The sequence below is a fragment of the Streptacidiphilus monticola genome (assembly GCF_042658505.1).
Taxonomy (GTDB): domain Bacteria; phylum Actinomycetota; class Actinomycetes; order Streptomycetales; family Streptomycetaceae; genus Streptacidiphilus; species Streptacidiphilus monticola.
The window spans coordinates 27,746-39,924 of sequence record NZ_JBHSQJ010000010.1; the positions used below are offsets into that span (position 1 = coordinate 27,746).

Consider the following 12,179-nt stretch of genomic DNA (forward strand, 5'->3'; position numbering starts at 1 on the left):
GTCACCTCGCGGCGCCGGTCCGCGAGTTGGCCGCTGATGTCGTCCAACGCCGCCTCGGCGCGGGCGAGTTCGGCCGGGCCGAGCGGATGGGTGGAGTAGCGGGCCTCGCGGAACAGCGCCGCCAGCTCGGGCGCGGCCGGGCCGGCCAGCACCGTGCCGGCGCGCCGCAGCAGATCCTCCGGGGTGTCCGCGATCTCGGCGTGGACCCCGCTCTCGGCGAGCGACTCCTCCATCGCCGCGTAGCAGGCGATGATCGCGGCCCGGGCGTCCTGCCCGGCGAGCGCCGCCCGCCCGAGCCGGACCGCCTCGGCCAGCACCCGTTGCTCGGTCTCCCCTTCGTCGGTCCCGCTGACGGGCGGCGGGGGCGTGCCCGGACGCCGCAGCAGCGGCAGCAGCCGCAGCACCAGCCGGACCAGGAAGGCGAGCGCGGCCACTCCGGCCAAGGCGGCGAGAACGATGAGCAGCCAGCGCAGGTCCACCGGGTGCTGCTGGGCCGGCCTCTGCGGCACGGGCGCGGCGGAGACGCTCCGCCCCACGCCGGGGACCAGGGTCGCGGTGGGGTGCGGCTGGGGCAGCTGGTCCCGGCCGTAGGTGCGGGTGCCGAGCAGGAAGACCGCGACCGAGCCGGCGACGCCCAGCAGGATCACCCCGGGGACCAGCAGCGTCAGCAGCCGCCCGGTCCGCGGGCCGGCCTCCGGCTCCTGGTCCTGCCAGCCGTGCAGCCGCACGGCGAGGACCCAGGTGCCGACGGCCAGCACGGCGACGACGAGCAGCCAGCCGTGCTTGAGCGGTCCGCCCTCGTCGGAGGAGAGGTCGGACCCGGCGGCGGCATGCAGCGCGAACGCACCCAGGACGAAGGCCAGCACGACCGCCCCCGCCCCGACGTACCTCCCTGCCGCCCCGGGCCTCTGCTCCTGCGCCACCCCTGCCCCCGCGTCCCGCGTTCACCGCACGTTCGTCAGTCAGGACACACTTTCACGCCGAGGTGGTTCGTATCCAGCGGGGGGCTCACTGCCAGCGGGGATCCTCGTCCCACTCGTCGTTGCGCTCGGCGACCCGCTCCAGCGCGTGCGCGGCCTCGGCCTCCGTGGCGTAGGGGCCGAGCCGGTTGCGCGCGGGGCACTGCTGGCCCTGCTCCACGCGGTGGTGCTTGAGGCAGAAGAACCACTGGTGGTCGACGTCGGGCATGGGGGCCCGGTCCTGTTCGCTCATCGCTCCTCCGTCGTCGGCTCCGGCCCCGGTGCGGCTCCGGATGCGTAACGATCCTTCCCCGAAAGGGGTCTGTCGTCTCGTTAGGATGCTGCCTATGGCTCCCCTGGTCCCCGGCACCCTGTCGCCCACCCGTTCCGTGCCCGCGCGCATCCCGCGCCCGGAGTACGTCGGCCGCAAGGGCCCGCGCCCCTACGACGGCCCGGAGGCGCAGACGGCGGAGACCATCGAGAAGATGCGCGTCGCCGGACGCATCGCCGCCCGGGCGATGGAGGCCGCGGCGGCGGCGATCGCCCCGGGCGTGACCACGGACGAGCTGGACCGCATCGCCCACGAGTACATGTGCGACCACGGCGCCTACCCCTCGGACCTGGGCTACCGCGGCTTCCCCAAGAGCATCTGCACCTCCGTCAACGAGGTGATCTGCCACGGCATCCCGGACTCGACCGTGCTGCGGGACGGCGACATCGTCAACCTCGACGTGACGGCGTACATCCACGGCGTGCACGGGGACCTGAACGCGACCTACTTCGTCGGCGACGTCGACGAGGAGTCCAAGCTCCTGGTGGAGCGCACCCGCGAGGCCCTGCGCCGCGGCATCGCGGCCGTCCGGCCGGGCCGCCAGGTCAACGTGATCGGCCGGGTGATCGAGTCCTACGCCAAGCGCTTCGGCTACGGCGTGGTGCGGGACTTCACGGGTCACGGCATCAACACGTCGTTCCACTCGGGGCTGATCATCCCCCACTACGACAGCCCGTACGCGACGACGGTGATGCAGCCCGGGATGACGTTCACCATCGAGCCCATGCTCACGCTCGGCACGTACGAGCACGACATCTGGCCGGACGGCTGGACGGTGGTCACCAAGGACCGCAAGCGCTCCGCCCAGTTCGAACACACCCTTGTGGTCACCCCCACCGGCGCCGACATCCTGACGCTCCCTTAGCCCTTCGGGCCCCTTGGGGGCGCGAGGAACTGCGCGGGCAACCCACCGGCCACGGAGGTTCGCCCCAACCAGGCGGCCGGACCTCCCCGGGTGGTGGGTTGCCCGCGCAGTCCCTCGCGCCCCTGGCGGGGTGCAGCCGAACGTCAGCCGATGAGCCACTGTTCGGGGACAGGGGCGGCGCCGACCTCCGCGCAGGCGTCCGTCAGGACATCCAGCAGGCGCAGCGGGTCGGGAAGACCGTGCTCCGGGCCGCGCACCCAGCGCACGCCCCCGCCGTCGGTCAGCTGGGACGGGGGAAGCAGCACATAGCTTCCGCGCGTGTGCCAGCGCAGCCCCGGATGCTCGGCGACGTCCTCGGGGAAGGCGTCGAGCTCCGAGGTCCACCACTCGTCCTCGTCCAGCGGCGACCGCGTCGTGGTGAAGAACAGGTACCGGTCCTCCCCCACCGCCGCCACGGGGCCGGCCTTCTCGCCCAGGCGGTCCAGCGCCAGCCGGCCCGCCTCGGCCGGGACGTCCAGCACGTCGTGCACCCGGCCCGTCGGTGTGACGAAGTTCGCTTCGGGATCCCGGGCCAGCCAGCGGGTCACCTGGTCCACGTCCGTCGTCGCCTGAGCCTGCCAGGTGAAGGAGACCGGATGCTGCGCCGGGGCCGGACAGCCCACGCGTTCGCAGGAACACGAGAAGCCGACCGGATGCGCGGCCGGGGCGACCGGAAATCCCGCACGGACAGCGGCGAGCGCGGTCCTCAGGCGGAGGGCGGCGGGGTCCTCGGCGGGGGGCTCGGCCTCCTTGCGCAGCAGCTTGCGCCACCAGGAACTGCCTTTGCCCGCGGCTACCACTCCGGCCCCTCTCATGCCTCACGCACCCGGGGTCACCGGAGCGCGTACAGAGCAGGATACGGCCGTCCAGGGGGTGCCCGTGCCACCCTTGGGGAATGCGTGAAGCCCAGACCGAGTTCGTCGGCGGCCCTCTGGACGGGAAGGTGCTGCCGGTCGCGCTCACCGCGTTCGAGCAGGTGCCCAAGTACTACCGGGTGCCGGTGCCCGCCCACGGCGACCGCCCCGCGGAGGTGCTGGTGTACCGGCGCGAGGTGGTCGCCGGGGCGAAGGGGCGGCGGCGCTGGCGCTACGCGTTCCAGCCCGAGGACGGCCGTCCCGGCGCGGAGCGCTGACGCTCCGTCAGCCCTGGCTGAGCTGGCCCAGCGAGGGCACCTTGTCGGTGACGCTGAGACCGTCCTGGCCGGCGGTGGACTTCACGCTGTTGATCACATTCTGGTACTGGTTGAAGTCCGCGTCGGTGGCCGAGCCGCCCTTGATCTTGCTGGGCAGCGCCTTGAGGCTGTCCACCGCGCCGGACAGCGCCGTCGTGGCCTTGGACAGCGTCGGGTCGCCCTTGGCGTCGTTGAGCGCGGCCTTCAGCCGGTTGTAGGTGAACGCGCCCGCGAGGCCGCCCTTGATCAGCGCTGCCGTGCGGCCCTTGGCGCCCTTCTTGAACGTGCCCGCCTTGAACGGCTTGTAGAGCCACTGGTACGTCGCGCCCGCCGCGAGCGAGGCGTTGAGCACGAACTTGGTCTTGGCCAGCTTGACCCGGTCGGCGCTGGAGGTGGCCGAGGCCGCGGCCCCGGCGCCGGTGACCGAGTTGGAGGTCGACGACTTGCTCGAGCAGGCCGGCAGCACCAGCAGGGAGCCGGCCATCACGGCGGCGGTGACGGATGTGCGGACACGGGCGTTGGCGAACACGGCGGGTACCTCCGGCAGGGTCGTTCGTCTGCGGTCCTCCCCACGCAAGCACGCGGCCGCAGCCCTGAGCGAGCGCCCCGCTCCGAACGGGTGACGAAACGTCACTCCTCCAGGTAGCGCAGCACCGCGAGCACCCGTCGGTGGTCCGCCGCGGAGACCGGGAGGTCCAGCTTCACGAAGATGTTCGCCACGTGCTTCTCCACCGCCCGCTCGGTGACCACGAGTTGGGACGCGATCGCCGCATTCGACCGTCCTTCCGCCATCAGGGCCAGCACCTCGCGCTCGCGCGGTGTGAGCACGGAGAGGGCCGAACGGCTCGGGCTCGCCCCCATCAGCTGGGTGACCACCTCCGGATCCAGCGCCGTACCGCCCGCCGCCACCCGCTCCAGCGCGTCGAGGAAGTCGGCGGCGTCCAGCACCCGCTCCTTGAGCAGGTAGCCGACCCCCGCCGAGCCGTCGGCCAGCAGCCGGGCGGCATAGGTGGTCTCCACGTACTGGGAGAAGATCAGCACCGGCAGTCCGGGCCGCTCCGCCCGCAGGTCGATCGCCGCCCGCAGCCCCTCGTCGGTGTGCGTCGGCGGCATCCGCACGTCGCTGACGACGGCGTCGGGCGCGTGCTCACGGACGGCGCCGCGCAACTGCTCCGCGTCCGCGACGGCGGCGGCCACCTGGTGCCCCTCGTCCTCCAGCAGTTGCACCAGACCGACCCGCAGGATCGCGGTGTCCTCGGCGACGACGACGCGCATGCTCGCTCTGCTCCCTGTTCTCATTCGTCCAGTTCCAACGTGACGGTGGTCGGGCCGCCCGGCGGGCTGTCGACGCGCAGCCTGCCGTCGGCGGCTCGGGCACGCTCGGCCAGCCCGCGCAGACCGCTGCTCCCGGGGCCGCGGCCGGGACCGGCCTCCGGGCCGGGGAGCGCGGCCCCTCCCCGGCCGTCGTCGGTGACCTGCAGCCGGAGCGAGCCGTCCTGCCCGAGGACGGTGATCGCGACCTGCGTCGCCTCGGCGTGCTTGCAGGCGTTGGTGAGCAGTTCGGCGGCGGCGAAGTAGAGCAGCGTCTCGGTGGCGGCGCGGGGGCGCGCGGCCACCGCGACGTGGACGGTGGTAGGGACGGGGGCCCGGGCGGCGAGGGTGGTCAGAGCGGGCTCCAGTCCTCCGTCCAGGGCCGGTGGATGGATGCCGCGGACGAGCTCGCGCAGTTCCCGGACGATCTCCCGGGTCTCGCCGCGGGCCTCGCGCAGCAGCGCCTTGGCCTGGTCCGGATCGCCCCGGTCGAGGCGGCGCTCGGCGCGGTCCAGCTTCATCCCGAGGGCCACCAGCCGGGCCTGCGCGCCGTCGTGCAGGTCCCGCTCGATGCGGCGCAGGGTGGCGGCGGCCTCGTTGATGGCGTGCTCGCGGGTCTCGGCGAGGTGGGCCAGGCGGAGGGAGGTCGCGGACGGACCGAGCAGACGGAGCATCAACTGCCGGTCCACGGCGAGCGGTCCGCGGGCCACCCACGGCCAGGCGAGCAGGAGCACCGCCCCGGCCGCCCTGACCAGCAGCGCGCGCGGCCAGGTGTCGAGGGACAGTCCGGCGAACTGGAGCGTCGCGTCCCCGCGCGGGCGGCCCTGCAGTTGCCACAGCAGCGGGTAGAGCAGGAACGAGACGCTGTAGACCCACCAGACGAAGCCCAGCGCGAACTGCACGGCCCCGAGCGGGAAGCGGAGAGCGAGATAGCCGACGGACCGCCAGGAGGCGGCGTCCGTCAGCCGGTTGACCAGCCCGGCGAGCCCGCCCGGGTGGCGCGGCCGGGGCGGCGTGGGGGTGGTCCAGTGCAGCAGCACCCGCGCGAGCGCCCGGTGCGCCGCGCCCAGGCCCCGGTTCGCGGCGAGCGCGAGGGGCAGCAGCGGCAGCAGCACGCCGGTGGAGAGGACGCCGACCACGCAGACGAAGCAGGTGACCAGGACGGCGGCCAGGCCGAGCACGGCGAGCGGCAGGCCGAGGAGGCAGTAGACCGCCTCCCGCCAGGCGCGCCCGGCGAAGGGCTCCCGCAGCGCGCGCCCGACGATCTTCATCCCCCGATTCAAGCGCATGCCGTGGGGCGGCGCGGCGGGAGGAAGGGTATGGAGGGCGGGCGCGGTGGGCATGCGTCCACTCTGGGCGGGGAGGGGGCCCGGGGACGAGGGGGGTGCCCCGCCTCTTCGCGGGTGGTGCTGCCACGAAGCCGCACCAGGGTGGGCGCTCGTGGGCGGTCTCGTGGCGGAAGGGATTCGGCGGGAGAATGCTGCCGTGGCCGCCAACCAGCCCCGGTCGTCGCCGGCACGCGTGCGGACGCGTCTGCGCGGGCGCACGTTGCTCGCTGTGCTGGGCCTGGGCGTGGTGGCCTGGCTGCTCGTGCACGAGTTCGGCCGCGGTGGCGGTGGGGGCGCCGCCGGGGTGCTCGCACTCGTCGCGTCGGCGGCGGGGCGGCCGCTGTGGCTGGCCGCGGCCGCCGCTCTCGCCGCGGCCGGCTTCGTCGTCGCGACGATGAGCTTCGTCGGCTTCGTGCCCGAGCGGCTTGACCTGCGGCGCAGCCTCCTGGCCCAACTGGCGGGCGGTTTCGCCAACATGGTCGCCCCGGCCGGTCTCGGCGGCATGGCCCTGGGGACGCGTTTCCTGCACCGGTCCGGGATACCGGCAGGCCAGGCGGTGACCAGCGTCGGGGTCTCGCAGGTGGTAGGGGTGGCCCTGCACGGCCTGCTCGTGGTGGCCTTCGGCGTGCTGGCGGGCACGCGTCTGCACCTGCCGTGGCACGCCGCCCTGCTGCACCCCTCGGCGGGCGTCGTCATCACGGCCACCGCTGCGGCCCTGCTCGCGTCGGCGGTCCTCGGCCTCGTCTGCTGCTCGCCGCGGACCCGTCGGTGGGCGGCCGAACGGCTGCGCGCGGCGGTCAGCGGGAACCTGCCGCGGATGGTGGACCTGGCACGACGTCAGCCCGGCAAGGTGGCGGTCGGCGTGACCGGCCAGCTCCTCGTCTCCCTGGTCGCCTCGGCCTGCCTGTACGCGTGCGGGGTCGCGCTGGGTGAGCGGACCGCGTTCGCGGCCGTCGCCCTGGCCAACCTGGTCGGCGGCACGGTCGGGCTGGCCGTCCCGACTCCGGGGGGAGTGGGCGGAGTTGAGGCGGTGCTGGCGTACGCGCTGACGACGGCCACGGGCGTGCCGTACCAGGCGGCGCTGGTGCAGGTGCTGCTCTACCGCCTGCTCACCCTGTGGCTGCCGGTGCTTCCCGGATGGGCGGCGTACGCGTGGCTGCTGCGGAAGGGCGCGTTGTGAGGCGAGCCGGTTCCCGACCGGCTCCTGCCGATCGGCGCTCCACGCCACCCCGGCTCAGAAACCGTCGAGCGCGTGGGCGCAGACGCACGACCGGTCCGGGCCGGTCGGCAGGTTCTCGACGGCGGTAAAGAGGACGCCGCGCAGGCGGTCGACGTTCTTGGCGAACTCGGCCAGCACCTCGGCGTGGGTGACCCCCGCGCCGGTCTCCACCCCGGCGTCGTGGTCGGTGACCAGGGTGAGGCAGGTGTAGCAGAGCCCCAACTCCCGGGCCAGCACGGCTTCCGGATGGCCCGTCATGCCGACGACGGACCAGCCGTTGGCGGTGAACCAGCGGGACTCGGCGCGGGTCGAGAAGCGCGGGCCCTCGATGACGACGAGCGTGCCGCCGTCCACCGGCTCCCAGTGCTCGGTCCTGGCCGCGGCCAGGACGGCCTGGCGGCCGTCGGGGCAGTAGGGGTCGGCCATGGAGACGTGGACGACCTTCTCGTCGCGTCCGTCGTAGAAGGTCTGGACGCGGCCGCTGGTGCGGTCCACGAACTGGTCGGGCACCAGCAGCGTCCCCGGGCCGAGCTCGGGGCGCAGCCCGCCGACCGCGCAGGGGCCGAGGACCCGGCTGACGCCCAGCGACCGCAGCGCCCACAGGTTGGCGCGGTAGTTGATGGCGTGCGGCGGGATCGAGTGCCGACGGCCGTGCCGGGGCAGGAAGGCGACCTTCCTGCCCCGGACCTCGCCGACGAAGACGGCGTCGCTGGGCGCTCCGTAGGGCGTCTCGACCCGCACCTCCTCGACGCTGTCGAGCAGGGCGTAGAGCCCCGACCCGCCGATGACCCCGATCTCCGCGATGCCGTCCGTCGCCGTGTCAGCCATGGCTGAACGCTAACGCGTCAGGACCGGCTCCTCCTGGCGCGACTCCAGAACGGAATGCTTACGGCTGTAGCCGAAGTAGACGGCGAGCGCGAGGACGATCCAGGCGGCGAAGAAGCCGAAGGTCTCCGGCGGCAGGTTCCAGATCAGGTAGGCGCAGAAGCCGACCGACAGCACCGGGACCACGGGGTAGCCGGGGACCTTGAACCCGCGCGGCAGCTGCGGCTCGCGGACCCGGAGGACGACGACGCCGACGGAGACGACCGCGAAGGCGACCAGGGTGCCCATGGAGGTCAGGTCGGCCAGCCAGTCGAGCGGGACCACGGCGGCCAGCACCGCGATGAACGCGCCGACGACGACGGTGTTGCCGACGGGCGTGCCGCTGCGCGGGCTGACCCGGCTGAACATGGCGGGCAGCATGCCGTCGCGGCCCATGGAGTAGAGGATGCGGGTCTGGCCGTAGATGACGACCAGGGTGACGCTGATGATGGAGATCACCGCGCCCGCCGAGAGCAGCGCGCCGGGCCAGGTCTGGCCGGTGACGTTCTGCAGGATCGCGGAGAGTCCGGCGTCCTGGCCCTTGAACACGGTCCACTTCTGCGCGCCGACGCCCGCGAAGGCGACCAGGCAGTAGAAGGCGGTGACCACGAGCAGCGCGCCGATGATGGCCAGCGGCAGGGTGCGGCGCGGGTTGCGGACCTCTTCGCCGGCGGTCGAGACGGCGTCCAGGCCGATGAAGGAGAAGAAGACCGAGGACGCGGCGGCGCTGATGCCGGCGAAGCCCATGGGGGCGAAGGGGTGCAGGTTGCCCGCGTGGAAGCCGCTGAGCGCGATGACCACGAACAGGGCCAGCACCGCGAGCTTGATCACCACCATGATCGTGTTGACCACCGCCGACTCCTTGGCGCCGCGCACCAGCAGCAGGCAGCAGAGCACGACGAGGACGACGCCCGGCAGGTTGACGTAGCCGCCGTCGCCCGGCGGGTTGGCGATGGCCGCGGGCATCTGCCAGCCGAACAGACGCTGCGTCAGGTCGTTGAGGTACTGGCCCCAGCTGACGGCGATGGCCGCGCCGGAGACGGCGTACTCCAGCAGCAGGCAGGCGCCCACCAGCCAGGCGACCAGTTCGCCGAGGGTCGCGTAGGCGTAGGAGTAGGAGGAGCCGGACACCGGGACCGCGGAGGTCAGCTCGGCGTAGCAGAGCGCCGTCAGCGCGGCGGTGACCGCGCCGATGACGAAGGAGACGATGACGGCGGGACCGGCCTCGGGCACGGCGGTGCTCAGGGTGAAGAAGATGCCGGTGCCGATGGTGGCGCCGACGCCGATCATGGTCAGTTGGAAGGCACCGACGGTGCGGCGCAGCCCGCCCTCGCGCTCGGTGGCGGATTCGTCGAAGGCGGCCAAGGGCTTGCGGCGCAGCAGTTGCTGACTGAGGCTCACGGGCAGGGCTCTCTCGGGGCGGGGGCGGGTGGGGGTGGTCGTGCTCAGGGGAGGTCGCGGCGCATCAGGTCCGCGTAGGTCTCGCGGCGCACGACGGCACGGTGCCGGCCGTCGCGGACGAAGACCACCGGGGGGCGGCGGGCGCCGTTGTAGTTGTTGCTGAGCGAGTAGGTGTAGGCACCGGTGACCGGGACGGCGATCAGGTCGCCGACCCGCGGGTCGTCCAGCGGGACGTCGGCGCTCAGGGTGTCGCCGGACTCGCAGTGGCGGCCGACCAGGCGGCAGGGTTCGCCGCCGCCGACCCGGGTGGCCACGGTGGCCTCGAAGCGCTGCTGGTAGAGGGAGACTTCCAGGTTGTCGCCCATGCCGCCGTCCACGGCGACGAAGGTGTGGCCGCCGCTGCGCTTGACGGAGACCACGCGGTAGAGGCTGAACCCGGCCTCGGCCACCATCGAGCGGCCGGGCTCGATCAGGATGCGGGCGGCGGACGGGAGTTGACGCCTCGCCACGTCGATCACGGCGTCGAGGTACTCCTCGACGGTCGGCGGATGGTCGCCGTAGGTGTAGCGGGAGCCGAGGCCGCCGCCCAGGTCGTAGACGTCGAACTCGCCGAGTGCGGCGACGGCCTCGACGGCCTGGGCGAAGGGCTTGGTGTCCAGGATCTGCGAGCCGACGTGGACGTGGACGCCGTCGAGGCGCAGCCGGTCGCTGCCGCGCAGGCGGGCGATCGCCCGTTCGGCGTCCGGCAGCAGCAGGCCGAACTTGGAGCCGGACTGGCCGGTGGAGACGGCCTCGTGGGTGTCGGGCCGGATGTCCGGGGTGACCCGGACCAGCACGCCCTGCTCGCGGCCGCGGTACCGCGGCTCGGCGAGGATCCGCTCCAGCTTGTCGATGTCGTCGAAGTTGTCGATGACGACAAGGCCCGCCGACGCCTCGACGGCCAGGCGCAGCTCCTCCTCGGTCTTGGCGTTGCCGTGCACGACCAGCCCGGCGGGGTCGGCCCCGGCGGCCAGGGCGAGGGTCAGCTCGCCGCCTCCGGCGACGTCGATGCCGAGGCCCTCCTCGGCCAGCAGCCGGTAGACCGCGGTGCAGGGGAAGGCCTTGGACGCGAAGGTGGCCCGGGACTCGGGCCAGCGGGCGGCCAGTCCGTCGGCGTAGCGGCGGGCGCGGGCGCGGACGGCGTTCTCGTCGACGATCAGGGCGGGGGTGCCGTAGGCCTCGGCGAGCTCGGGCGCCGGGACACCGGCGACCGTCAGGTAGCCGGTCGCCTGGTCCACCGTGCTGCCGGGTGGGAACAGGTCGAGCACCTGGTCGCCCATACGTGGTTCTCCTCGGGGTCACCGCGCGGCTCACTGCGCGTCATCGAGCAGTGCATCATCCTGAGCCTTTGATCACGCTGCGTCATTGGCGTTTTCGCCTAAGATTGCGGGGTGATGCTGGCGAAACTGCCCACCCATGCCGGGACAAGTGAGGAATTGTTCGCTCTGGCCGACGCCATCGGCGCGGTCACCGGCGGCGCGGTGGCGATCGAGGACCTGGAGCACCGCGTGCTCGCGTACTCGACGCTGCCCGGCCAGGAGATCGACGAGCACCGGCGGCGCGGCATCCTCAACCGCCGGGTGCCGACCCAGCCGGAGCAGCTGCCCCAGTACCGGGAGGTGCTGGCCGCGCCGGGCGTGGTCCGGCTCCCCACCCTGGCCGACGACGAACTGCCGCGCGCGGCGGTGGCGATCCGGGCGGGCGAGATGCCGCTGGGGACGATCTGGGCCATCGAGGGCGCCTCCCCGATCGACGCGGCGGGCGAGCGCGCGCTGCTGGAGGGCGCCCGGCTGGCGGCCCTGCACATGCTGCGCCGCAGGAGCGCGGCGGAGCTGGACGTGCAGGCGCGCGAGGACGCCCTCCGCGCCGCGCTGCGGGGACGGCGGACCGCACGCGAGGTCCGCTTCGAGCTGGGCCTGCCGGGGCGACGGCCGCTGGTGCTGATCGGTTTCGCCCCGGTCGCGTCCGCGAGCGGCGACGGCGTGCTGATGCGCCTGGGCGCGGAGGCGGCTCGCCACTGGGCGGCGGTCCACGCCGAGGCGTCGGTGGCCACGGCCGGCCGGACCGTCTACGCGCTGGTGCCGCTGGAGGAGTCCCCCGCCGCGGCGGCGACCGCAAGGCGGCTCGGCGAGCAGGCGGCGGCCGTGCTGGACCGCAGCCTGGACGCCCCGGTGCGGGCGGCGATCAGCCGCCTGGCCACCGGCCCGGAGGACCTGCCCGAACTCCGGGCGGAGGTCGACGACGTGCTCCGGGTCACCACGGCGGACCCGCAGGCGCTGCCCTTCGCCTCGCTGGAGGACACGCACGCGCGGGTGCTGCTGGCGCATGTCGCCGACGAGCTGTCCCGCAGGCCCCGACTGCGGCATCCGGGAATCGATCTGATGCTGGCTCACGACCGGGCGAAGGGCACGCAGTACGGCCCCACGCTCACCGCCTGGCTGGACGCGGTCGGCAACGTGGCGGAGGCCGCGCAGCGGCTGACCATCCACCCCAACACCCTCAAGTACCGCCTCCGCCGGGCGAAGGAGCTCTTCGGCCTGGACCTGGACCACCCCGACGACCGCCTCTCCTGCTGGCTGCAGTTGCGCCTGGCCCCGTAGGGGCCTTCAGGGGCGCGAGCAACACACCGCCCACGGAGGTCCGATCCGCAGG

General features: G+C 73.6%; 13 protein-coding genes. 4 read left to right on the top strand and 9 right to left on the bottom strand.

All coding sequences use genetic code 11. The annotated features are described in order from the left end of the window. Together ACFP3V_RS03155 and ACFP3V_RS03160 are read right to left on the bottom strand one after the other, a co-directional pair. Window positions 1-923: DUF4129 domain-containing protein (locus ACFP3V_RS03155; protein WP_380579423.1), on the bottom strand; the 923-nt coding region annotated here is incomplete at its 3' end. A gap of 85 nt (window positions 924-1,008) precedes the next feature. Next, window positions 1,009-1,212: a hypothetical protein gene (locus ACFP3V_RS03160; RefSeq protein WP_380579425.1), complete on the bottom strand. Its 204-nt coding sequence runs from the start codon at window positions 1,210-1,212 to the stop codon at window positions 1,009-1,011. 94 nt (window positions 1,213-1,306) lie between these two features. On the opposite strand from ACFP3V_RS03160, the gene map reads away from it, so the two are divergent. Then, window positions 1,307-2,155 carry a type I methionyl aminopeptidase gene (gene map, locus ACFP3V_RS03165; protein WP_465270091.1) on the top strand — a complete coding sequence of 283 codons (849 nt, stop codon included), beginning with the start codon at window positions 1,307-1,309 and terminating at the stop codon, window positions 2,153-2,155. A 143-nt stretch (window positions 2,156-2,298) separates the two neighbouring features. Here map and ACFP3V_RS03170 read toward each other — a convergent pair whose 3' ends face one another. Then, the gene (locus tag ACFP3V_RS03170; protein WP_380579428.1) at window positions 2,299-3,009 is read right to left on the bottom strand and encodes a bifunctional DNA primase/polymerase; all 711 of its coding nucleotides are present in this window, start codon (window positions 3,007-3,009) and stop codon (window positions 2,299-2,301) included. An 80-nt stretch (window positions 3,010-3,089) separates the two neighbouring features. On the opposite strand from ACFP3V_RS03170, the gene ACFP3V_RS03175 reads away from it, so the two are divergent. Continuing rightward, window positions 3,090-3,326 (top strand): hypothetical protein, encoded by a 237-nt coding sequence (locus tag ACFP3V_RS03175; RefSeq protein WP_380579430.1) that lies wholly within the window; start codon window positions 3,090-3,092, stop codon window positions 3,324-3,326. Between the two features lie 7 nt (window positions 3,327-3,333). On the opposite strand, the gene ACFP3V_RS03180 is transcribed toward ACFP3V_RS03175, so the two are convergent. From ACFP3V_RS03180 to ACFP3V_RS03190, 3 genes are all read right to left on the bottom strand, one after another. Beyond that, on the bottom strand, window positions 3,334-3,894 hold the full coding sequence (locus tag ACFP3V_RS03180) for a hypothetical protein (protein ID WP_380579432.1): 561 nt from the start codon (window positions 3,892-3,894) through the stop codon (window positions 3,334-3,336). 101 nt (window positions 3,895-3,995) lie between these two features. Next, on the bottom strand, window positions 3,996-4,640 hold the full coding sequence (locus ACFP3V_RS03185) for a response regulator (RefSeq protein ID WP_380579434.1): 645 nt from the start codon (window positions 4,638-4,640) through the stop codon (window positions 3,996-3,998). A 20-nt stretch (window positions 4,641-4,660) separates the two neighbouring features. Further along, window positions 4,661-5,947 carry a sensor histidine kinase gene (locus ACFP3V_RS03190; protein WP_380579436.1) on the bottom strand — a complete coding sequence of 429 codons (1,287 nt, stop codon included), beginning with the start codon at window positions 5,945-5,947 and terminating at the stop codon, window positions 4,661-4,663. Between the two features lie 214 nt (window positions 5,948-6,161). Between ACFP3V_RS03190 and ACFP3V_RS03195 the strand changes: the two genes are divergently transcribed. After that, window positions 6,162-7,184 carry a lysylphosphatidylglycerol synthase transmembrane domain-containing protein gene (locus tag ACFP3V_RS03195; RefSeq protein WP_380579438.1) on the top strand — a complete coding sequence of 341 codons (1,023 nt, stop codon included), beginning with the start codon at window positions 6,162-6,164 and terminating at the stop codon, window positions 7,182-7,184. A gap of 54 nt (window positions 7,185-7,238) precedes the next feature. Here ACFP3V_RS03195 and ACFP3V_RS03200 read toward each other — a convergent pair whose 3' ends face one another. From ACFP3V_RS03200 to lysA, 3 genes are read right to left on the bottom strand one after another with little or no spacing between them, the layout of a single operon-like run. Then, a complete protein-coding gene (locus tag ACFP3V_RS03200) occupies window positions 7,239-8,051 on the bottom strand; it encodes an S-methyl-5'-thioadenosine phosphorylase (protein WP_380579440.1) in 813 nt (270 codons plus the stop codon). 9 nt (window positions 8,052-8,060) lie between these two features. Next, window positions 8,061-9,488, bottom strand: a complete 1,428-nt coding sequence (locus ACFP3V_RS03205) for an APC family permease (protein WP_380579442.1) — start codon at window positions 9,486-9,488, stop codon at window positions 8,061-8,063. A gap of 44 nt (window positions 9,489-9,532) precedes the next feature. Then, window positions 9,533-10,807 (bottom strand): diaminopimelate decarboxylase, encoded by a 1,275-nt coding sequence (gene lysA / locus ACFP3V_RS03210; protein WP_380579444.1) that lies wholly within the window; start codon window positions 10,805-10,807, stop codon window positions 9,533-9,535. Window positions 10,808-10,921: 114 nt separating this feature from the next. Between lysA and ACFP3V_RS03215 the strand changes: the two genes are divergently transcribed. Beyond that, a complete protein-coding gene (locus ACFP3V_RS03215; protein WP_380579716.1) occupies window positions 10,922-12,127 on the top strand; it encodes a PucR family transcriptional regulator in 1,206 nt (401 codons plus the stop codon). Window positions 12,128-12,179: the final 52 nt, after the last annotated feature.